This window comes from Paracoccus ferrooxidans (assembly GCF_029909815.1).
GTDB lineage: Bacteria > Pseudomonadota > Alphaproteobacteria > Rhodobacterales > Rhodobacteraceae > Paracoccus > Paracoccus versutus.
Window position 1 is genome coordinate 240,264 of the sequence record NZ_CP038202.1, and the last position, 20,475, is coordinate 260,738.

Annotated in this window: 18 protein-coding genes; 16 read left to right on the forward strand and 2 right to left on the reverse strand. The window is 68.6% G+C overall.

Features of this window, described 5'->3' with window-relative positions; translation table 11 throughout:
• Positions 1-3: 3 nt before the first annotated feature.
• Positions 4-801, reverse strand: coding sequence for a response regulator (locus tag E3U26_RS18255; RefSeq protein ID WP_052096227.1), 798 nt, complete (start codon positions 799-801; stop codon positions 4-6).
• Complete coding sequence (locus E3U26_RS18260; RefSeq protein ID WP_499107138.1) at positions 768-1,799, reverse strand: GlxA family transcriptional regulator; 1,032 nt, start codon at positions 1,797-1,799, stop codon at positions 768-770. The genes E3U26_RS18255 and E3U26_RS18260 overlap by 34 nt, the downstream gene beginning before the upstream one ends.
• A gap of 113 nt (positions 1,800-1,912) precedes the next feature.
• Between E3U26_RS18260 and E3U26_RS18265 the strand changes: the two genes are divergently transcribed.
• The 16 genes from E3U26_RS18265 (at position 1,913) to E3U26_RS18340 (ending at position 20,416) form a co-directional block, all read left to right on the forward strand.
• Positions 1,913-3,163 carry a sarcosine oxidase subunit beta family protein gene (locus tag E3U26_RS18265; RefSeq protein ID WP_036759703.1) on the forward strand — a complete coding sequence of 417 codons (1,251 nt, stop codon included), beginning with the start codon at positions 1,913-1,915 and terminating at the stop codon, positions 3,161-3,163.
• A gap of 9 nt (positions 3,164-3,172) precedes the next feature.
• Positions 3,173-3,457 carry a sarcosine oxidase subunit delta gene (locus tag E3U26_RS18270; RefSeq protein ID WP_036759704.1) on the forward strand — a complete coding sequence of 95 codons (285 nt, stop codon included), beginning with the start codon at positions 3,173-3,175 and terminating at the stop codon, positions 3,455-3,457.
• The gene (locus E3U26_RS18275) at positions 3,454-6,387 is read left to right on the forward strand and encodes an aminomethyltransferase family protein (RefSeq protein ID WP_499107140.1); all 2,934 of its coding nucleotides are present in this window, start codon (positions 3,454-3,456) and stop codon (positions 6,385-6,387) included. The genes E3U26_RS18270 and E3U26_RS18275 overlap by 4 nt, the downstream gene beginning before the upstream one ends.
• The gene (locus E3U26_RS18280) at positions 6,380-6,970 is read left to right on the forward strand and encodes a sarcosine oxidase subunit gamma (RefSeq protein WP_499107141.1); all 591 of its coding nucleotides are present in this window, start codon (positions 6,380-6,382) and stop codon (positions 6,968-6,970) included. Before E3U26_RS18275 ends, E3U26_RS18280 begins: the two co-directional genes overlap by 8 nt.
• A gap of 88 nt (positions 6,971-7,058) precedes the next feature.
• A complete protein-coding gene (locus tag E3U26_RS18285) occupies positions 7,059-8,276 on the forward strand; it encodes a pyridoxal phosphate-dependent aminotransferase (RefSeq protein ID WP_243785809.1) in 1,218 nt (405 codons plus the stop codon).
• Entirely contained in the window at positions 8,273-8,704 is a 432-nt protein-coding gene (locus tag E3U26_RS18290) for a RidA family protein (RefSeq protein WP_499107143.1), read from the forward strand. Before E3U26_RS18285 ends, E3U26_RS18290 begins: the two co-directional genes overlap by 4 nt.
• Before the next feature lie 74 nt (positions 8,705-8,778).
• Positions 8,779-9,684 (forward strand): bifunctional methylenetetrahydrofolate dehydrogenase/methenyltetrahydrofolate cyclohydrolase FolD, encoded by a 906-nt coding sequence (gene folD / locus E3U26_RS18295; RefSeq protein ID WP_116220437.1) that lies wholly within the window; start codon positions 8,779-8,781, stop codon positions 9,682-9,684.
• A gap of 106 nt (positions 9,685-9,790) precedes the next feature.
• The gene (purU, locus tag E3U26_RS18300; protein ID WP_499104688.1) at positions 9,791-10,675 is read left to right on the forward strand and encodes a formyltetrahydrofolate deformylase; all 885 of its coding nucleotides are present in this window, start codon (positions 9,791-9,793) and stop codon (positions 10,673-10,675) included.
• Positions 10,676-10,824: 149 nt separating this feature from the next.
• A complete protein-coding gene (locus E3U26_RS18305) occupies positions 10,825-11,712 on the forward strand; it encodes a LysR family transcriptional regulator (RefSeq protein WP_499107144.1) in 888 nt (295 codons plus the stop codon).
• 257 nt (positions 11,713-11,969) lie between these two features.
• On the forward strand, positions 11,970-14,027 hold the full coding sequence (locus E3U26_RS18310; protein WP_036760524.1) for a hydantoinase/oxoprolinase family protein: 2,058 nt from the start codon (positions 11,970-11,972) through the stop codon (positions 14,025-14,027).
• The gene (locus E3U26_RS18315) at positions 14,020-15,708 is read left to right on the forward strand and encodes a hydantoinase B/oxoprolinase family protein (RefSeq protein ID WP_499107145.1); all 1,689 of its coding nucleotides are present in this window, start codon (positions 14,020-14,022) and stop codon (positions 15,706-15,708) included. Before E3U26_RS18310 ends, E3U26_RS18315 begins: the two co-directional genes overlap by 8 nt.
• A 46-nt stretch (positions 15,709-15,754) precedes the next feature.
• On the forward strand, positions 15,755-16,744 hold the full coding sequence (locus tag E3U26_RS18320; protein ID WP_036760506.1) for a TRAP transporter substrate-binding protein: 990 nt from the start codon (positions 15,755-15,757) through the stop codon (positions 16,742-16,744).
• Between the two features lie 58 nt (positions 16,745-16,802).
• Positions 16,803-17,318 (forward strand): TRAP transporter small permease subunit, encoded by a 516-nt coding sequence (locus E3U26_RS18325; protein ID WP_052096274.1) that lies wholly within the window; start codon positions 16,803-16,805, stop codon positions 17,316-17,318.
• A 4-nt stretch (positions 17,319-17,322) separates the two neighbouring features.
• Positions 17,323-18,636 (forward strand): TRAP transporter large permease, encoded by a 1,314-nt coding sequence (locus tag E3U26_RS18330; protein WP_499107148.1) that lies wholly within the window; start codon positions 17,323-17,325, stop codon positions 18,634-18,636.
• A gap of 14 nt (positions 18,637-18,650) precedes the next feature.
• Positions 18,651-19,391 (forward strand): Rossmann-fold NAD(P)-binding domain-containing protein, encoded by a 741-nt coding sequence (locus E3U26_RS18335; protein ID WP_499107150.1) that lies wholly within the window; start codon positions 18,651-18,653, stop codon positions 19,389-19,391.
• Positions 19,388-20,416 (forward strand): Gfo/Idh/MocA family protein, encoded by a 1,029-nt coding sequence (locus E3U26_RS18340; RefSeq protein WP_499107151.1) that lies wholly within the window; start codon positions 19,388-19,390, stop codon positions 20,414-20,416. The genes E3U26_RS18335 and E3U26_RS18340 overlap by 4 nt, the downstream gene beginning before the upstream one ends.
• Positions 20,417-20,475 lie beyond the last annotated feature (59 nt).

Genomic DNA, 20,475 nt, shown 5'->3' on the forward strand with positions numbered 1-20,475 from the left:
CGATCAGCCCTGGAAATCGGCCAGGCTGCGGCGGATGCCGGCCAGCAGCGCCTCGGCCCGCTCCAGCCGGTCGGCGCGGCGCTGGAGCAGGTTTTCCAGCGCCATGTTCGACCGGCGCAGGTCCAGCTGCACCCGGATCCGCGCCAGCAGCACCGCCGGGGCAAAGGGCCGGGCGACATAGTCGCAGGCGCCGACCGAAAAGCCCTCGGTCTCGTCCTCGGGCGCGTCCAGGCTGGTCAGGAACATCACAGGCACCTTGGCCAGGCGCGGCATCGCCTTGAGCCGGCGGCACAGCGCATAGCCGTCCATTCCCGACATCCGCACGTCCAGCATGATCAGGTCGGCCTCGCCGCCCGCCAGCAGCCAGTCCAGCGCGTCCTCGGCGCGGGTATGGGCGACGACCTGGTAGCGGCCGTGCAGCACGTCGTGCAGCCTGCGGATATTGGCCGGCATGTCGTCCACGATCAGGATGCGCTCCTGGTCGGATTCCATCGGCAGCTCGGGTGGTTCCTCGTCGTTTTCGTCGCCGCGGATCGCGACCGAGGCCAGGGCGATGTTTTCCAGGTTGCCCGACACGGTTTCGAAATAGCGCGCGCCCCAGTCGCGCAGCACGGTGCTGTTGGCGCTGCGCTCGAAAAGCGACAGGCCCAGATGGGCCTCGAGCGCGCGGATCTGGCGGCTGACCGCCTCGCGCGTGACGTTCAGTTCGCGCGCCGCGTCGGAAAAGCTGCCCAGCCGGGCGGCCGCCTCGAAGGCGACGAGGCTGGTCAGCGGCGGCAGGTTTCGCTTGAGGTTTTCCATGGCGTTGCAGATTGCGCGGGCGCGGGCGGCGGCGCAAGGCCCCCGCCCACCGTCCCGTCCCGCCTGCGCCGCGCGGGCGGCGTGCCGAAATGCCGGGCAAAGCAGCGCGAGAAATGCTGCACGGTGGCAAAGCCGGTCAGCTGGGCGATCTCGGCCAGCGGCAGGGCGGAATGGCGCAGCAGCTCGTCCGCCTTTTCCAGCCGCAGGTTGCGATAGAAATCCGAGATGCTCATGCCGAAATGATCGGCAAAGCGGCGCTGCAACTGCCGGGCGCTGCAACCGGACAGGCCGGCCAGCTGCGCCGCCGACAGCGGATCGGCGATATGCGTCGTCATCAGCCGCACCGCCGCCTCGAGCCGGGGGTGGTGCAGGTTGTAGCGCCGGGCGGGATCAAGCTGCTGCGGCTCGGAGGCGGTGCGCATCCGGGAATGGATGAACCAGTCGCTGACCTCATGCGCGAATGCGGCGCCGTGCTGGCTGGCGATCATCGCGCACATCATGTCGAAGGCGGCGACGCCGCCGGCGCAGGTGTAGCGGTCGCGGTCGATGACATAAAGCGCGCGCTCGATCAGCAGGCCGGGCGCGAGTTCCTGCAATTCCTCGATATGCAGCCAATGGACGGTGAAGCGCCGCCCCTCCATCAGCCCATGCCGCGCCAGCACCGCCGCGCCGCCGGAAATCCCGCCCAGCCGGACCCCGCGGCGGTCAAGGTTGCGCAGGCCGTGGATCAGCGCCGGATCGTCATGCAGCATCGGGTTGCCGCCGGCGACGACGAACAGCAGGTCCAGGTCGGCCGCCGCCTCGCGCAGGGCGGCGCAGTTGAAGCCGCCGCCGACCGATGAGGCGACGAACCCGCTTTCGGCGGCAAGGAAATCCAGCCGGTAAAGCGGGCGCGGGCCCAGCTGGTTGGCCGCCCGCAGCGGCTCGATCGCCGAGGCCAGCGACATCATCGCATAGCCGGGCAAGAGCAGGAAACCGATGGAGGCGGGCGGGGTCATGCGCCGCCGCATAGCAGCCCTGGCGCATATGGGCAAGAACATGGCCGCCTTGGATAAAGACTGGCGGCAGGAAAGCCGTAATCTGGCGGCGAAACGTCAATACGGGGTCGAAGGTGCGCTTTTCAGCACTCAGGGTATTTGCCGAGGCGATCAGGGGTCACAAGGGCTGGAAGCCCCTGTGGCGCAATCCCGATCCGCAGCCGGCCTATGACTATGTCATCGTCGGCGGCGGCGGGCATGGGCTGGCGACGGCCTATTACCTGGCCAACACCTTCCGGCAGTCGCGCATCGCGGTGCTGGAAAAGGGCTGGCTGGGGTCGGGCAATATCGGCCGCAACACCACCATCATCCGCTCGAACTACCTGCTGCCGGGCAACGAGCCCTTCTACGAGTTCTCGATGAAGCTGTGGGAGGGGCTGGAGCAGGCGTTCAACTTCAACGCCATGGTCAGCCAGCGCGGCATCCTGAACCTGTTCCACAGCGACGGCCAGCGCGACGCCTATCGCCGGCGCGGCAATGCCATGCTGCTGGCCGGCGCCGATGCGGAACTGCTGGACCGCGAGCAGGTGCGGGCGATGGCGCCCTTCCTGAATTTCGACAACGCCCGCTTTCCCATCAAGGGCGGGCTGCTGCAGCGCCGGGCCGGCACCGCGCGCCACGACGGGGTGGCCTGGGGCTATGCCCGCGGCGCCGACATGGCTGGGGTCGACCTGATCCAGAACTGCGAAGTCACCGGCTTTCGCATCGAAGGCGGCCGCATCCGCGGGGTCGAGACCTCGCGCGGCCCTATTGCCGCGGGCAAGGTGGGGGTGGCGGTGGCGGGCTCGTCCAGCCGGGTGATGGCGGCGGCGGGGCTGCGCCTGCCCATCGAAAGCCATGTCCTGCAGGCTTTCGTGTCCGAGGGGCTCAAGCCCACCATTCCGGGGGTCATCACCTTCGGCGCCGGGCATTTCTACGTCAGCCAGTCCGACAAGGGCGGGCTGGTCTTTGGCGGCGATCCCGACGGCTACAACTCCTATGCGCAGCGCGGCAACCTGCCGGTGGTCGAGGATGTCGCCGAAAGCGGCATGGCGCTGATGCCGATGATCGGGCGGGCGCGGCTGCTGCGGATCTGGGGCGGGATCATGGACATGTCGATGGACGGCAGCCCGATCATCGACCGCACCCCCGTCGAGGGGCTCTATCTGAATGCGGGCTGGTGCTATGGCGGCTTCAAGGCGACGCCGGCCAGCGGCTATGCCTTTGCGCATCTCATGGCCACCGACACCCCGCACGACACCGCCCGCTTCTATCGGCTGGACCGTTTCGCGCGCGGCCATGTCATCGACGAAAAGGGCGTGGGCCCCACGCCGAACCTGCACTGAGGTCATGTGATGCTGATCCCCCATCCCCTGCTTGGCCCCCGCGACGCGCAGGAGTTCACCTATCTGGGCGATGCCCGCCTGATCGCGCGGCCCGACGGCATGGCCGAGGGCGCCGAGGCGGCCTTTGCCGAATACGTCTATCTGCGCGACAACCCGGCCGGGGTGCATCGCGAGCTGTGGTTCCACGAACAGGGCGACCGCTCGTGGCTGATCGTGACCCGCGATACGGTGACGCATCGCATCCTGGGCGCCGAACTGGCCCGCGACGTCAAGCTGAAAGGCGGTGCGGCATGACCCGGCTGTCCGGTGGGCTGGTCGACCGCTCGCGCAGCCTGAGCTTTACCTTCGACGGGCGCCGCTATTCCGGCCATCCCGGCGATACGCTGGCCTCGGCGCTCTTGGCCAACGGGGTGCGGCTGATGGGACGCAGCTTCAAGTATCACCGCCCGCGCGGCCCCATCTCGGCCGGGTCCGAGGAACCGAACGCGCTGGTCGAGCTGCGCGACGGCGCCCGGCAAGAGCCCAATACCCGCGCCACCGTGGCCGAGCTTTACGACGGGCTTCGGGCGCGCAGCCAGAACCGCGTCGGCTCGTTGCGTTTCGACCTGATGGCGGTGAACGACCGGCTGTCGCCCTTTTTCGCGGCGGGCTTCTATTACAAGACCTTCATGTGGCCGCGCGCCTTCTGGGAAAAGCTCTACGAACCCGCGATCCGCCGGGCGGCGGGGCTGGGCCGGCTGTCGATGCAGCCCGATCCCGACGAATACGACAAGGGCTTCCTGCATTGCGACCTGCTGGTGATCGGCGCCGGGGCCGCGGGGCTTGCGGCGGCGCTGACCGCGGCGCGCGCGGGGGTCCGGGTCATCCTGGCGGACGAGGATTTCCGCCTGGGCGGCCGGCTTCTGGCCGAGACGCATCCGCTGGACGGCGCGCCCGCCCCCGAATGGGTGGCCGGGGTCGAGGCGGAGCTGGCCAGCCTGCCGAACCTGCGCATCATGCGCCGCACCACCGTCTTCGGGGCATTCGACCACGGCGTCCACGGCGCGGTCGAAAGGCTGGCCGACCACCTGCCGCAACCGCAGGGCGGGCCGCGCCAGGTGCTTTGGCGCATCACCGCCGGGCGGACGATCCTGGCGGCGGGCGCGACCGAGCGCCATATCCCCTTTGCCAACAACGACCGCCCCGGCATCATGCTGGCGGGTGCGATGCGGGCCTATGCCAACCGCTGGGCGGTCAGCCCGGCCGAGCGGGTGGCCGTCTTTACCAACAACGACGACGGCCATCGCACCGCGCTCGACCTGGCGGCCAAGGGGGTCGGCATCGCCGGCGTCATCGACAGCCGCGCGGATGCGGTGGCGATGGGGGATTATCCGCTGTTCGCCGGCGCCGTCATCGGCGACACCAGGGGCCGGCTGGGCCTGACCCGGATCGAGGTCCGCCAGCATGGCCGCAGCCAATGGCTGGATTGCGGGGCGCTGGGCGTGGCGGGCGGGTGGAACCCGAACCTGCACCTGGCCTCGCATCACCGCGGCCGGCCGGTCTGGAGCGACGCGCTGCACGCCTTTGTCCCCGGCAAGGACGGCCCGGCCGGCCTGATCGCGGCCGGCGCGGCCGAGGGCCGGGGCAGCACCGCGCAGGCCCTGCGTTCGGGCGCCGAGGCCGCGCGCCGCGCCCTGGCCGAGCTGGACGTGAATGCCCCGCTGCCCGACCTGCCGCAGGCCGAGGACCAGGCGCAGAACCTGCACCCGCTTTGGCATGTGCCGGGCAAGGGCCGGGCCTGGGTCGATTTCCAGAACGACGTGACGGTCAAGGACATCGCGCTGGCGCATCAGGAAAACATGCGCCCGGTCGAGCATCTGAAGCGCTGGACCACGCTGGGGATGGCGACCGACCAGGGCAAGACGGCGAATGTCACCGCGCTTGCGGTCATGTCGGAGCTGACCGGCAAGCCGATCGCGCAGACCGGCACCACGATCTTCCGCCCGCCCTATACGCCGGTCTCGCTGTCGGTGCTGGGCGGCGGCGGCAGCGGCGCGCATTTCCGCCCGCGCCGCCTGACGCCGACCCACGCCTGGGCGCAATCCCAGGGCGCGGTCTTCGTCGAGGTCGGGCCCTGGATGCGGGCGCAATACTTCCCCCGCGCGGGCGAGACGCATTGGCGCCAGACCGTGGACCGCGAGGTTCTGGCCACCCGCAAGGGCGTCGGCATCTGCGACGTGACCACGCTGGGCAAGGTGGACGTGCAGGGCGCGGACGCGGGCGCGTTCCTGGACCGGCTCTATTGCAACGCCATGGCCAGCCTCAGGGTCGGGATGACCCGCTATGGGCTGATGCTGCGCGAGGACGGCGTGGCCTGGGACGACGGCACCTGTGCCCGGCTGGCCGCGGACCATTACGTCGTGACCACCACCACCGCGCAGGCCGGCCCGGTCTATCGCCACATGGAGTTCGCCCGGCAATGCCTGTGGCCCGAGCTGGACGTGCAGCTGATCTCGACCACCGACGCCTGGGCGCAGCTTTCCGTCGCCGGCCCGAACGCGCGCCGGCTGCTGGAGCGGATCGTGGACGGGTTCGACCTGTCGAACGAGGCGTTTCCCTTCATGGCCTGTGCCGGGCTGACCGTCTGCGGCGGGCTTCGGGCGCGGCTCTTCCGCATCAGCTTCTCGGGCGAGCTGGCCTATGAGATCGCGGTGCCGGCGCGCTATGGCGATGCGCTGATGGCAAGGCTGGTCGAGGCGGGCGCCGACCTGGGCGCCACCCCCTATGGCACCGAGGCGCTGGGGGTGCTGCGCATCGAAAAGGGCCATGCCGCCGGCAACGAGCTGAACGGCCAGACCAGCGCGCAGATGCTGGGCATGGGCCGGATGGTATCGGCGAAAAAGGATGGCATCGGCGCGGTCATGTCGCGGCGCGAGGGGATGCTGGCCGAGACCCGCGTGCTGGTCGGCTTGCAGCCGGTCGATCCGGCGCAGCCGGTGGTCCCCGGCTCGCACCTGTTCCGCCAGGGCGATGCGCAGGACACCTGGACCGATCAGGGCTGGATCAGCTCGGCCTGCCATTCGCCGCATCTGGGCCATGCCATCGGCCTGGGCTTTCTGGAAAACGGCGCCGCCCGCATGGGCGAGGTGATCGTCGCGGCCAACCCGCTGCAGGGGCAGAGCGTGCCTTTGCGCGTCGTTTCGCCCCATTTCATCGACCCCGAAGGAGGGCGCCTGCGTGACTGACCTGACCCCGATCACCGCGCTTGGCGCCGCCACGCCCGCCGACCAGCGTTTCGGCGCGCTGCGCATCACCGAGAATGCCGGCCTTGCCCTGGCATCGCTGGCGCTGCGCCGGGGCGCCGCCCAGCCCGCGCCGCTGGGGCTGGCCCTGCCCGGACCGGGGCGATGGGCCGAGGGGCAGGGGATCGCCGCCTTCTGGACCGGCCCCGGCCAGTGGATGGTCGAGGTCCCCGGCCGCGCCGCCGAAGATTTCGCGGCCGTGCTGGCCGCCGGGACGCCGGGCTGTTCGGTCACGGACCAGACCGACGGCTGGGCGGCGTTCGAGATCGCCTCGGACCGGGGCGAGGCGCCGATCCGGGCGCTGCTGGAAAGGCTGGCCAATATCGACCCCGACGGCTTCGGCCCCGGCAGCGCCACCCGGACCCTGGCGCATCACATGGGCGTCTTCCTGATCCGCCGCGCCCCCGACCGGCTGGCGGTGCTGGGGATGCGCAGCATGGCCGGGTCGCTGTGGCATGCGCTGGCCACCACCCTGCGGCGGCAGGGGGCGGCCGCGGCGCCGGACGACGGTTTTCCTATCGTCTGATTCTACAAAAGCCAGTTTTTACCATCGACCCAAAGGCAATAGGCTGCCCGCAACATCAAACACCCGCTGCGGGAAAGGGAAAACCACCATGTCGATCCAAAGCAAATTCAGCAAGTTGGGCACCGATAACGCCCCCGGACAAGAGGTCCGGCAAGGCACGGCGGGCGCCGAGGGCTTCCTGCGGGGGGACAAGCTCTCGGGCCGCCCGGTCGATTTCTCGCATGGCGACGTGGATGCGCATGAGCCGACGCCCGGCGCCTTCGAGGCGTTTTCGGCCGGCGTCGCCCTGGGCGGGGCGCAGGCCTATACCGAATATCGCGGCGACCTGGGCATCCGCGAAGTGGTGGGCGCGCGGCTGGCCGGCTTTACCGGCGCGCCCGTCGATGCGCGGGACGGGCTGATCATCACCCCCGGCACGCAGGGCGCGCTGTTCCTGGCCGTGGCCGCGACGGTTTCGCGGGGCGACAAGGTCGCCATCGTCCAGCCCGACTATTTCGCCAACCGCAAGCTGGTCGAGTTCTTCGAGGGCGAGATGCTTCCCGTCCGGCTGGCCTATCGCGAGGCTGCGGCGGGGCAGGCGGGCCTGGACCTGGACGGCCTGGAGGCGGCATTCCGCGCCGGGGCAAGGCTGTTTCTGTTCTCGAACCCGAACAACCCCGCCGGCGTGGTCTATTCGCAGGACGAGATCGCCCGGATCGCGGCGCTGGCGGCGCAATACGGCGCGACCGTGATCGTGGACCAGCTGTATTCGCGGCTGCTCTACCCCTCGGCCTCCTATACGCATCTGCGCGCCATGGACATCGACGCGGAAAACGTCGTGACCATCATGGGCCCGTCCAAGACCGAATCGCTCAGCGGCTATCGGCTGGGGGTCGCCTTCGGCTCGACCCAGGTCATCGCCCGCATGGAAAAGCTGCAAGCCATCGTGTCCCTGCGCGCGGCAGGCTATTCGCAGGCGGTGCTGCGGACCTGGTTCGCCGAGCCCGAGGGCTGGATGGCCGAGCGCATCGCCCGCCATCAGGCGATCCGCGACGACCTGCTGGCGCTGTTCGGCGGCATCGAGGGGTGTTTCGTCCGCGCGCCGCAGGCCGGCAGCTACCTGTTTCCCAGCCTGCCCGCGCTGGCCATTGCCCACGCGGATTTCGTCAAGGCGCTGCGGTTGCAGGCGGGTGTCATCGTCACCCCCGGCACCGAGTTCGGCCCGCATTCCGGCGACAGCATCCGGCTGAACTTCTCGCAGGACCATGCGGCGGCGACGGCCGCGGTCGAGCGCCTGGCGGCGCTGGTCGAACGGTATCGCGCATGAGCGCGGCTCCCGGACAGGGCAACCCGGTGCCGCAGGGCGATTACGTCGCGGCAACGCGGCACGGATCGCTGATCTTCACCGCCGGGATGACCCCGCGCGTGAACGGCCGGCTGATGTTCAGCGGCCCGGTCCGCAGGGACCAGCCGCTGGAAACCTGGCGCGAGGCGGTGGTGCTGGCCTGCAGCAACGCGCTGCGGGCCGCGCGCGCGACCCTGGCGCCGGGCGAGGATCTGGCGGCCGTCCTCAGCCTGACCGTCTATGTCGCCGCGGAAGCGGGGTTTGCCGCGCATTCCGCGCTTGCCGATTTCGCCTCGCAGTTCCTCAAGGAACAGCTGGGCGCAGGTGGCATCGGCAGCCGCTGCGCGGTGGGCGTGGCGACGCTGCCGGGGAATGCGCCGGTCGAAATCCAGATGGTGGCGGCGGTCTGATCTGCCGCGCCGCGCGTGTGGGTGCCGGGCTTTTGCTTTGGGGCGGGCTGCGGACATTGCAAGGAGAATGGCTTATGGGTGCAAGGATCATCGACGGGCGGGGCTTTGCGGCCGGGTTGCGGGCGCGTGTCGCCGAGGCTGTGGACCGGCTGCGGTCTGGGCACGGGTTGGTGCCCGGGCTTGCGGTTGTTCTGGTGGGCGAGGATCCTGCGAGCCAGGTCTATGTCAGGAACAAGGCGGTCCAGACGCGCGAGGCGGGGATGGCGAGCTTCGAGCACCGGCTTGCGGCCGAGACGCCGCAGGCGGCGCTGCTGGCGCTGGTCGCGCGGCTCAATGCCGACCCGGCCGTGCACGGCATCCTGGTGCAGCTGCCGCTGCCCGCGCATATGGACGCCGGGGCGGTGATCGCCGCCATCGACCCGCGAAAGGACGTGGACGGGTTCCATGCGCTGAACGTGGGGCTGCTGGGGACCGGGCAGAAGGCGCTGGTGCCCTGCACGCCCTCGGGCTGCCTGATGCTCTTGCGCGAGACGCTCGGGGATCTGTCGGGGCTGGAGGCGGTGGTGGTGGGGCGCTCGAACATCGTGGGCAAGCCGATGGCGCAGCTCTTGCTGGCCGAGAACTGCACGGTGACCATCGCCCACAGCCGCACCCGCGAGCTGGCGGCGGTCTGCCGGCGGGCGGACATCCTGGTGGCGGCGGTGGGCCGGGCGCGGATGATCCGGGGCGAGTGGATCAAGCCCGGCGCCACGGTGATCGACGTGGGCATCAACCGCATCGAGGAGGAGGGCCGGTCGCGGCTGGTCGGCGACGTGGACTTCGCGGGCGCGGCGCAGGTGGCGGGCGCGATCACCCCGGTGCCGGGGGGCGTGGGGCCGATGACCATCGCCTGCCTGCTGGCCAATACGCTGGTGGCCTGCTGCCGGGCGCATGGCCTGCCCGAGCCGGATCCGGGCCGGGCCGAAGGCGCGGCGGCCTGAGGGATGGCGCGGGACGGCGGGGGGCGCTGCCCCCCGCTCCTGCGGCCCCCCGGGATATTTGCACACGGAAGAAACCAGGGCGCTTGCCCTTTCAGTGGAGAGCCAGATGAAGAAATACACGCTGACGGTCGCCTGCCCCTCGACGCGCGGCATCGTCGCCACCGTGGCCGGCTTTCTGGCCGAGCACGGCTGCAACATCACCGACAGTTCGCAGTTCGACGATACCGAGACCGGGCGCTTCTTCATGCGGGTGAGCTTCGTCTCGGAGGAGGGCGTGGGGCTGGAGGCGCTGCGCGCGGGCCTGGCCGGCCCGGCCGAGCCCTTCGGCATGGACTACGCCATCCATGACGAGGCCGAGAAGATGAAGGTGGTGATCATGGTCAGCCGCTTCGGCCATTGCCTGAACGACCTGCTCTATCGCTGGCGCATCGGCGCGCTGCCGATCGAGATCGTGGCGGTGATCTCGAACCACATGGACTACCAGAAGGTGGTGGTGAACCACGACATCCCCTTCCACTGCATCAAGGTCACGCGCGAGAACAAGCCGCAGGCCGAGGCGCAGCTGATGGCGGTGGTCGAGGATTCGGGGGCCGAGCTGGTGGTTCTGGCGCGCTACATGCAGGTGCTGTCGGACGCCTTGTGCAAGAAGATGTCGGGGCGGATCATCAACATCCACCATTCCTTCCTGCCGAGCTTCAAGGGCGCCAACCCCTACAAGCAGGCCTTCGAGCGCGGGGTGAAGCTGATCGGGGCGACCAGCCATTACGTGACCGCCGACCTCGACGAGGGCCCGATCATCGAGCAGGACACCGTCCGGGTCACCCATGCGCAATCGCCCGAGGACTATGTCAGCCTCGGCCGCGACGTCGAAAGCCAGGTCCTGGCCCGCGCCATCCACGCCCATATCCACCGCCGGGTGTTCCTCAACGGCAACAAGACCGTGGTCTTCCCCGCCTCGCCAGGAAGCTACGCATCCGAAAGAATGGGGTGAAACAGCGCCCCCCACCCCCACCCCGCCCCGGTCTTCCGTGGACAAATATCCCCGCCGGAGGCAAGCAGCGGGGAAGGCACGGCAGGCGGCGCATTTGCGGCCTGGCCTCGAATTCGTTATGCCCGCCTGAGGAATTATGAGCCGGCGTCATGCGCGAACTTCCCCATCTCGTCTATCTCCAGGCCTTCGAGGCGGCGGCGCGGCATCTGAGCTTTACCCGCGCCGCGGACGAGCTGAACTGCACGCAGGCGGCCATCAGCCAGCGGGTGCGGGCGCTCGAGCAGTATTTCGGCCGCCCGCTGTTTCGGCGCCAGGCGAGCGGCCTGGAACTCAGCTCTGCCGGAAAGGCCTATCTGCCCGGCATCACCCAGGCCCTCGACATGGCCGAGGCGGCGACCAGGGGGCTGACGGGGCGCCGCGAACGGCAGGGCATCACCGTCTCGGCGCCGATCTCGTTTCTGAACCTGTGGATGGCGCCGCGGCTTGGCGAATTCCTGGCCGGCCATCCCGGCATCGCCGTGCAGCTGAACAGCTCGATCTGGACCGATCCGAACATCGACCTGGCGGATGTCAGCTTCGCCTTTGAAAAGCCGGAACTGATCGCGCCCGAGGCGATCGTCCTGTGCAGCGAGCGGCTGGTCCTGGTCGGCGCCGGCCGGCATGCCGAATCCGCGGCGCGCAGCACCCCCTTGCAGGAGATCCCGCAGATCGAGATCCAGGGGAAATACTCGCTCTGGGACATATGGTCGGATGGGATGGGCCTGCGCCGGACACCGGGCCTGCCGGTGCTGCGGGTCGATACCGCCGTCTCGGCGCTGGAACTGGCCGCGGCCGGGGCGGGGCTGACGGTGCTTTATTCGACCTATGCCGAAAGGCTGCTGGCCGGCGGCAGCATCACCGCGCCGCTGGGGCCGGGCGTCGCCGTGCCGCATGTGCTGGCGATGAGCCGCAACCCGAAGCGCAAGGAAACCGGCGCGGTCCGCAGCTTCATGGAATGGGTGTCGGGCCATTTCTCCGGCGATCCTGCGGCCCGCTAGCCCGCCCGGTCCTTGCGCCGGCATTCGGGGTTTTTCGCATCACGCATGGCTGTTTTCCGCGCGCTCTGCCCGGCGCACGGGCAGGGGCCGGCGCGCCGGGATCCAGAATCCAGTTTGAACACCGAAACGCGATTTTCTTGCCTGCGAGGCGTCGGAATCATTTGACGTAGGGCATCCGATTTGCATACTGAATTTCAAGAATCGAATTTCCCGGCATGGATCGCCGCGAAATTCATTGGAAATTTCAGGAGCATATGATGGGAGACTGGGTAATCGGGGTCGATGTCGGCGGAACCTTCACCGATTTTTCGGCGCGGCGGTTGTCGACGGGGCAATCGGTCCTGCACAAGCGGCCTTCGACGCCGCATGATCCGTCCGAGGCGATCTTGAACGGGTTGCGGGAATTGCAGGACAAGGCCGGGATCGACGGCGAGGACATCGTCCGCTTCGCCCATGGCACCACGGTGGCGACGAACGCGCTGCTTCAGCGCAAGGGGCCGAAAACCGGGCTGGTGACGACCAAGGGCTTTCGCGACCTGCTGGAGATCGGCCGCCAGGTCCGCCCGGCCATCTACGACCTGCAGACCGACGCGCCGCCGCCCCTGGTCGAGCGCGAGCATCGCCTGGAGGTCTGCGAGCGGATCGGCCCCCGCGGCGAGGCGATCGTCGCGCTGACCGAGGCCGAGATCGATGCCATCATTGCGGAACTCGGCCCGATGAGCGACGTGGAATCGCTGGCCGTCTGCCTGATCTTCTCCTTCCTGAACCCGGAGCATGAAGAGCGGATCGCGGCGGCGCTGCGCCGGGCCTATCCCGACCTCTACGTCTCGATCTCGAGCGAGGTGCATCCCGAGTTCCGCGAATACGAGCGTTTCTCGACCACGGTCATCAACGCCTTCCTGCAACCCGAGGTCAGCCGCTACATGGACCGGCTGAGCGCGGCGATCCAGAAGACGGCGCCCAAGGCCGCCCTGGGCATCTTCCAGTCGGCGGGCGGGCTGATGTCGATCGAGCTGGCCTCGCGCTTTCCGGTGCGCACGGCGCTTTCCGGGCCGGCCGCGGGTGCGGTGGGTGCGGCGGCGGCGGCGGCCATGTCGGGGATCGAGGACATCATCACCCTGGACATCGGCGGAACCAGCACCGATGTCGCGCTGATCCAGGGCGGCAAGGTCGGCACCTCGAACCTGCGCGACATCGCGGGCTTCCGCATCCGCCTGCCCACGGTCGACATTCACACCGTCGGCGCCGGCGGCGGCTCGATCGCGCATCTGGGCGCCGACGGGCTGCTGAAGGTCGGCCCGATGAGCGCGGGGGCGGTGCCGGGCCCGGCCTGCTATGCGCGCGGCGGCGACAAGCCCACGGTCTCGGATGCGAACGTGGTGCTGGGCCGGCTGCCGGCGCGGCTGGCCGACGGCTTCAGGATCGACGCCGACCTGGCCAGGGCCGCCGTCGCCCGGATCAGCGAGCCGCTGGGCGTATCGCTGGAGAAGGCCGCGCATGGCATCGTCAGCGTCGCCGCCTCGAACATGGCGCGGGCCATCCGCGCGGTCTCGATCGAGAAGGGGCAGGATCCGCGCGACTATACGCTGATGTGCTTTGGCGGCGCGGGGGGCCTGCATGCCGCGGACGTGGCAGAGATCCTGGCCATGCGCCGCATCCTGGTCCCGCGCGCGCCGGGCATCCTGTGCGCCGAGGGGCTGATCGTCTCGGACCTGCAGGAGAACTACGTCACCACCTGCCGCTGCCCGCTGGACGGCGACCTGGCCGTCATCGCCGAGGCCATCGGCCGGCTGGGCGCGCAGGCCGAGGAATGGCTGGCCGCCGATGCCGAGGATGCCGCCCATGTCGTCAGCCGCAGCCAGACCGTCATCCTGGACCTGCGCTATATCGGGCAGAACTACGAACTGCCGGTCGAACTGGGCACCAGCCGACACGCCCCCGCGCTGCCCCCGGTCGAAGAGCTGAAGCAGGCCTTCTTCCGCCAGCACGAGGCGGCCTATGGCCATTGCAACCCCGACGCCCCGGTCGAGGTGGTCAACGTCCGCATCCGAGCGACGATGGAATTCGCCAAGCAGGCGGTCGATGCTGCGCGCCCGGCGGGCGAGGCCAAGCCCGCCGCGACCGAGCAGATCTGGTTCGAGCAGACCGGCTTCGTGCCGACCCCGGTCTATGCCCGCGACGGGCTGGCCGAGGGCGTCGGCATCATCGGCCCGGCGCTCATCACCCAGTTCGACACCACGACGCTGGTGCCGCCCGGATGGACGCTTCGCATTGATGGCGCAATGAACATGATTATGGAACGCAACGATGACTAAACCCCTGTCGCTGGATCCGATCACCATCGAAATCAGCTGGAACAGCCTGCGGTCGATCGCCGACGAATGCTTCCTGACGCTGATGCGCAGCGCATTCTCGACCAATATCAAGGAGCGCCACGACCATTCGACCGCCATCGCCGACCGCAATGGCCGGCTGATCGTCCAGGCGGAAAACGCGCTGCCGATCCACCTGGCCTCGATGTCGGGACTGATCGGCCTGATCCTGGAGCAATATGAAGGCAGCCTGGCGCCGGGCGACATCTTCATCGCCAACGACCCGCATGTCGCGGGCGGCTCGCACCTGCCCGACATCAACATGGCGATGCCGATCTTCGACGGCGACCGGCTGCTGGGCTTCGTGGCCAATATCGTCCACCATGCCGACGTGGGCGGCGCCTCGGTCGGCTCGATGTCGGGCGGGCTGAACGAGATCTACAAGGAGGGGCTGCGCATCCCGATCCTGCGCCTGTTCCGCAAGGGCGAGCGCTGCGACGACATCATGCGCCTGCTGCTGCTGAACATGCGCCTGTCGGACGAGCGGCTGGGCGACCTGAACGCGCAGATCGCGGCGGTCAAGCTGGGCGTCAAGCGCATCGGCGAGATGGTGGCGCGGCATGGCGCCGACCACCTGACGGCCCTGTGCGACGAGATCGTCAGCCGCACCAACCAGCGGATGCGCAAGGCGATCGCCGGGGTGGCGGACGGCGAATACAGCTTTGCCGATGTCATGGACGACGACGGGCTGGGCACCGAGGACGTCAGGATCGCCCTGACCGTCAGGAAGGCGGGCGAGAAGGTGGTCTTCGACTTCACCGGCACCTCGCCGCAGGTTCCGGGCAATTTCAACATGACGCTGAACACCACGAAATCGGCGGTCTGCTATGCGCTCAAGGCGCTGCTGGACCCCGAGGTGCCGAACAACCAGGGCATCTTCGACGCGATCGAGATCCGGGCCGAGCCGGGCAGTTTCGTGAACTGCGCCCATCCGGCGGGCGTCGCCATGCGCGCCAATTCCTGCCAGCGCGTGGTGGACGTGGTGCTGGGCGCCTTTGCCGAGGCGCTGCCCGGCCGCGTCATCGGCGCGGCCAACGGCGCCAATACCAGCGCGGTCTTTGCCGGCACCGATCCGCAGACCGGCCATTCCTATGTCTACCTGGAAACGCTGGGCGGCGGCATGGGCGCGCGCGCGGCCAAGGACGGCAAGGACGGCGTCCAGGTCCATATCACCAACACCGCCAACCTGCCGGTCGAGGCGATCGAGCTGGAATACCCGCTGCGCGTCGAGGAATATTCGCTGATCACCGATTCCGGGGGCGCGGGCAAGCACCGCGGCGGCATGGGCATCCGCCGCGCCATCCGCCCCATCGGCCATCTTTGCGAGTTCAACGGCGTCGGCGACCGCTTTCGCCACCGGCCCTGGGGCATCTTCGGCGGCATGCCGGGCGCGACGGGCCAGTTCCGCCTGCGCAACGACGACGGCTCGTCCAGGGATCTGCCCTCGAAGATCACCGGCATCTTCGTCACCGACGAAACCGTGGTCGTCATCGAGACCCCCGGCGCCGGCGGCTATGGCGACCCGCGCGAGCGGACGCCCGAAGCGATCCGCGAGGATCTGGCCTCGGGCAAGTTCACCGCGGATTTCGTGGCCGCGCATTACGCGCCGCAAAAGGTCGCCTAGGGCCAGGGCCCGGCGCGGCCCGCAGTTCAACAGAGAGGAAAAACAAATGCAAAACAGAATCCTGAGCGCGGCATTTTCCCTGGTGGCCCTGTCGGGCGCCGCCTTGGCGCAAAGCCATTCCTGGGATCTTGCCAACGAATACGGCGAAAGCACCATCATGGGCCAGGCGGACAAGGTGTTCATCGAGGCGGTCCACGAAGCCTCGGGCGGGGACATCAAGATCACCGGCCATTATGGCGGCTCGATCGGCTACAAGTCGGTGGACCAGTTCGACGCGGTGGGCGACGGCGCGCTGGACATGGCCGATACCATCACCACCTCGCTGTCGGGCATCGAGCCGCTGTTCCTGCTGTCGTCCCTGCCCTTCGTCGCCAATACCAACGCCGATGCGAAGCTGCTTTGGGACGTCGCGCGCCCGCATTACGAGGCGGTGTTCGAAAAGCACAACCAGGTGCTGCTCTGGGCGACGCCCTGGCCGCCCTCGGGCATCTGGGCGCAGGCGCCGATCACCGCCGAGGGCGACATGGCCGGGCTGAAGATCCGCGGCTGGGATGCCAGCGGCGTGCGCACCCTGTCCAATGCCGGCTCGACGGCCGTCCAGATCAGCTGGGCCGACACCGTCCCGCAGCTTGCCGCGGGCAGCATCAACTCGGTGCTGACCTCGGCGGATGGCGGCGCCAGTTCCAAGTTCTGGGAGTTCCTCGATAACTTCACCGCGGTGAACTATTCGATGGCGCTGAACATGACGCATATGAACAAGGACATCTACGACAGCCTGACCCCGGAACAGCAGGCCATCATCCGCGATGCCGCCGAAAAGGCCAGCGATGCGGCCTGGGCCGACCTGGAAAAGCGCGTGGCGCAGAATTTCGAGGAGATGCGCGCCAACGGCGTCGCCATCACCACCGACGTGCCGCCCGAATTCCTGGAGTTCCTGCGCCAGTCCGGCCAGGAGGTCTATGACGAATGGCTGAAGGCCGTCGGCCCCGTCGGCCAGCAGATCCTGGACGAATACGCCGCAAAGCGCGGTTCGTGACCCGGCAGGGCGCGCAGGGATTGCGCGCCCCCATCGCAATCATCATGAGGTCGGAAACATGCTTTCGCGTGCGGTCATTCGCATATCGGAAATCTGCTCGGGCGCCGGGATAGCGGTTTCGGCCGCGCTTCTGGTCTATATCGTCGTCCACATCATCCTTGAAATCATCCTGCGCAACTTCTTCGCCAGCTCGACCAACTCGATGGGCGAATATGTCGGCTATGCGACCGGGGCGATGGCCTTCCTGGCGATGGGCCACACCTTCATGAGCCGCAAGCACGTGCGGGTCAGCCTGCTGCGCCGCTTCCTGCGCGGCCGGGCCGCCATCGCGGTCGAATTGTTCTGCGTCGCGACGACCTTCGCGATGTTCGCCTTCATGGCCCGCTATATCTGGCTGATCCTGGTGCGCGACTTCCTGCGCGGCTCGGTCAGCCCCGGCCTGACGGCGACGCCGACCTGGTATATCGCCGCGGCGATCTTCGCCGGGCTGGTCATCTTCCTGATCCAGCTGGTCGCATCCGCGCTCGACACCGTGATCCACGGCGTCCCCGAAGAGCATATCGAGGGAGAATGAACCAATGGAATCCCTGATCGTCGCCTTCGGCGTCCTTGCCCTCGTCATCTTTTTCCTGGGGATCGGCGTCTGGGTCTTTGCCGGGCTGCTTGTCGTCAGCACCCTGGGCCTGGCGCTGTTCATCGACATGCCCGTCCACCGCATCGGCACCATCCTGGCGCCGCTGGTCATCCGCAGCTCGACCGCATGGGAGCTGTCGGCCATCCCGATGTTCATCTGGATGGGAGAGATCATCCTGCGCACCGACGTCTCGACCCGGCTGTTCCGCGGGCTGTCGCCGCTGACCTATTACCTGCCCGGCCGGATGCTGCACACCAACATCTTCGGCTCGGCCGTCTTTGCCGCCATCTGCGGCTCGAGCGCGGCGACCACCGCCACGGTCGGCAAGATCACCATCCCCGAGCTGAAGAAACGCGGCTATTCCAGCGCGCTTTCCTATGGCTCGCTGGCCGGGGCGGGCAGCCTGGGCCTGCTGATCCCGCCCTCGATCATGATGATCGTCTATGGCGTGCTGGCCGAGGTCTCGATCTCGCGGCTGTTCGCGGCGGGGCTGATCCCCGGCCTGATGATCGCCGGGATCTATTCGGTCTATGTCATCATCTACAGCCTGATCCGGCCGGCGGTGGCGCCCGCCGACACCACCGCCCCGACCTTGCGCGAGATGCTGGTCGGCATCGCCAACCTGGCCCCGATCGGCATCCTGATCGGCGTGGTGCTGGGCGCGATCTATTCCGGCCTGGCCACGCCTTCGGAAACGGCGGCGATCGGGGTGGCGGTGACGCTGGTCTATGCGGCCTGCACCTGGCAGCTGTCGTGGGGGACGTTCATCGCCAGCCTCAAGGCTTCGGTCCATACCAGCTGCATGATCTCGGCCATCATGATCGGCGCGGCCTTCATGTCCACCGCCATGGGCTTCATGCACGTGCCCCACAACATCGCCGCGGTGATCGACGGGCTGGCGCTGTCGCCCTATCAGCTGATCTTCATCCTGGTGCTGTTCTACCTGCTGCTGGGCATGTTCCTGGAAGGCATCTCGATGATGGTGATGAGCCTGCCGATCACGCTGCCGCTGATCCTGGCGGCCGGCTTCGACCCGATCTGGTTCGGCATCTTCCTGATCCTGATGGCGGAACTGGCGCAGATCACCCCGCCGGTGGGCTTCAACCTGTTCATCCTCCAGGATCTGACCAAGGCGTCCATCGCGAGGATCATCGTCGCCTGCGTGCCGTTCTTCTTCCTGATGTGCTTCGGCGTGGTCCTGATCACCGTCTTCCCCGAGATCGTGCTGTGGCTGCCCGACTACCTGTTCCAGAAATGAGGCGAGGCAAGGAAATGGGACGACTGGAGAACAAGGTCTGCGTGGTGACGGGTGCGGCATCGGGCATCGGCCGGGAAACCGCGCTTGCCTATCTGCGCGAGGGGGCCAGGGTCCATGCGCTCGACCGCGACGAACGGGGGCTGGCGGAACTGGCGGCCCGGCACCCCGGCCTGCGCGTCGCCCGTATCGACGTCACCGATGCGGCGGCGGTCGAGGCCTTCCACGCCGGGCTGGAGCGGCTGGACGTGCAGGTCAACTGCGCCGGCATGGTCGCGGTCGGCAACCTGCAAGCCTGCACGGCCGAGGATTGGCAAAGGTCGCTGGACCTGAACGCGACCTCGGTCTTTCTGATGATGCGGGCGGCGGTCGGGCGGATGGTGCCGCAAAAGGGCGGCAGCATCATCAACGTCGCCTCGGTCATCTCGTCCATCGGGGCGGCGCCGGACCGCTTTGCCTATGGCGCGACCAAGGCGGCGGTGATCGGCATGACCAAATCGGTCGCCCGCGACTATGCCTCGGCCAATATCCGCTGCAACGTCATCTGCCCCTCGGCCGTCGAGACGCCCTCGATGACCGCGCGGATCGAGGCCATGCCCGACAGTGCCGCCGCGCGCCGCGACTTTGCCGCGCGCCAGCCGCTGGGCCGCATGGGAACCCCGGCCGAGATCGCGGAACTGGCGGTCTATCTTGCCTCGGATCTGTCGGGGTTCATGACCGGCAGCCAGCTGGTGATCGACGGGGGTGCGAAGCTGTGACGGAAACCGCACTCCTGCGCGCGGCGATCGTGGGCCTGGGCCGCTGGGGCCAGAACCTGGTCCGGGCCAATGCCGGCAATCCCGGCTCCGCCCTGCGCTTTACCCATGCCGCCACCCGTTCGCCCGACAAGGCCCAGGATTTCTGCCGCGACCAGGGGCTGGCGCTGCTGCCGGGCCTGGACGCGCTGCTGCAAGAGGGCGAGGTCGATGCCGTCGTCCTGGCCACGCCGCACAGCCAGCACGGCGCGCAGATCCGCCGGGCGGCGCAGGCGGGCAAGCATGTCTTCGTGGAAAAGCCGCTGACCCTGGAGCTGGCCGAGGCCGAGGCGGCGCTGGCCGCCGCACAGGCGGCGGGCGTCGCGCTGTGCGTGGGGTTCAACCGCCGCTTCCTGCCGGCCTTCCAGGCGCTTGCGGGACAGCTTGCAGCGGGTGCGCTGGGACGGCCCCTGCATGTCGAGGGCGCGTTTTCCGGCGATTTCGGCTATCACTATAGCGACCAGATGTGGCGCGGCGACGACCGGGAAAACCCGGCGGGCGGCATGGCCGCGATGGGCATCCACGTCCTCGATGCGATGATCGCGCTGCTGGGGCCGGTGCGGCGGGTCTCGGCCATCAGCCGCCGCGCCGCGGTTTCGGCGCAGCTGAAGGACGTGACCAGCGTGATGCTGGATTTCGAATCGGGCGCGACCGGCAGCCTTTCGACACTGATGGCGACCGCCGGTTTCTGGCGGCTGCACGTCTTTGGCTCGCAGGGCTGGGCGCAGATGCCGGACCAGGCCACCCTGATCACCTCGGACCTGTCGGGCCGGCAGGAGCGGCGGGCCTTCGATCCCTGCGACAGCCTGGCGCAGGAACTCGACGCCTTCGCCCGCAAGGCCCGGTCGGACCGGCCCTATCCGGTCTCGCCTCTCCAGGCGCTGCAGGGCGTGGCGGCCATGGAGGCCATCGCGATTTCCGCCGCGGCCGATGCGGAGTGGACGCAGGTCGCGCGCCCGGCTACATCCATATTGGATGCCACGGCCTGACGCGCCTGGGCCGCGGCCATTGAAAGAGAACGCATTTCGGGATGACGATGAACAGATCC

What these genes read in the sequence shown, in the direction of transcription:
- E3U26_RS18275 (WP_499107140.1), top strand. Translation starts at nt 3,454, where the DNA reads ATGACCCGGCTGTCCGGTGGGCTGGTCGACCGCTCGCGCAGCCTGAGC.
- E3U26_RS18290 (WP_499107143.1), top strand. Translation starts at nt 8,273, where the DNA reads ATGAGCGCGGCTCCCGGACAGGGCAACCCGGTGCCGCAGGGCGATTAC.
- E3U26_RS18305 (WP_499107144.1), top strand. Translation starts at nt 10,825, where the DNA reads ATGCGCGAACTTCCCCATCTCGTCTATCTCCAGGCCTTCGAGGCGGCG.
- E3U26_RS18270 (WP_036759704.1), top strand. Translation starts at nt 3,173, where the DNA reads ATGCTGATCCCCCATCCCCTGCTTGGCCCCCGCGACGCGCAGGAGTTC.
- E3U26_RS18330 (WP_499107148.1), top strand. Translation starts at nt 17,323, where the DNA reads ATGGAATCCCTGATCGTCGCCTTCGGCGTCCTTGCCCTCGTCATCTTT.
- E3U26_RS18285 (WP_243785809.1), top strand. Translation starts at nt 7,059, where the DNA reads ATGTCGATCCAAAGCAAATTCAGCAAGTTGGGCACCGATAACGCCCCC.
- E3U26_RS18255 (WP_052096227.1), bottom strand. Translation starts at nt 801, where the DNA reads ATGGAAAACCTCAAGCGAAACCTGCCGCCGCTGACCAGCCTCGTCGCC.
- folD (WP_116220437.1), top strand. Translation starts at nt 8,779, where the DNA reads ATGGGTGCAAGGATCATCGACGGGCGGGGCTTTGCGGCCGGGTTGCGG.
- E3U26_RS18310 (WP_036760524.1), top strand. Translation starts at nt 11,970, where the DNA reads ATGGGAGACTGGGTAATCGGGGTCGATGTCGGCGGAACCTTCACCGAT.
- E3U26_RS18335 (WP_499107150.1), top strand. Translation starts at nt 18,651, where the DNA reads ATGGGACGACTGGAGAACAAGGTCTGCGTGGTGACGGGTGCGGCATCG.
- E3U26_RS18315 (WP_499107145.1), top strand. Translation starts at nt 14,020, where the DNA reads ATGACTAAACCCCTGTCGCTGGATCCGATCACCATCGAAATCAGCTGG.
- E3U26_RS18320 (WP_036760506.1), top strand. Translation starts at nt 15,755, where the DNA reads ATGCAAAACAGAATCCTGAGCGCGGCATTTTCCCTGGTGGCCCTGTCG.
- purU (WP_499104688.1), top strand. Translation starts at nt 9,791, where the DNA reads ATGAAGAAATACACGCTGACGGTCGCCTGCCCCTCGACGCGCGGCATC.
- E3U26_RS18260 (WP_499107138.1), bottom strand. Translation starts at nt 1,799, where the DNA reads ATGACCCCGCCCGCCTCCATCGGTTTCCTGCTCTTGCCCGGCTATGCG.
- E3U26_RS18325 (WP_052096274.1), top strand. Translation starts at nt 16,803, where the DNA reads ATGCTTTCGCGTGCGGTCATTCGCATATCGGAAATCTGCTCGGGCGCC.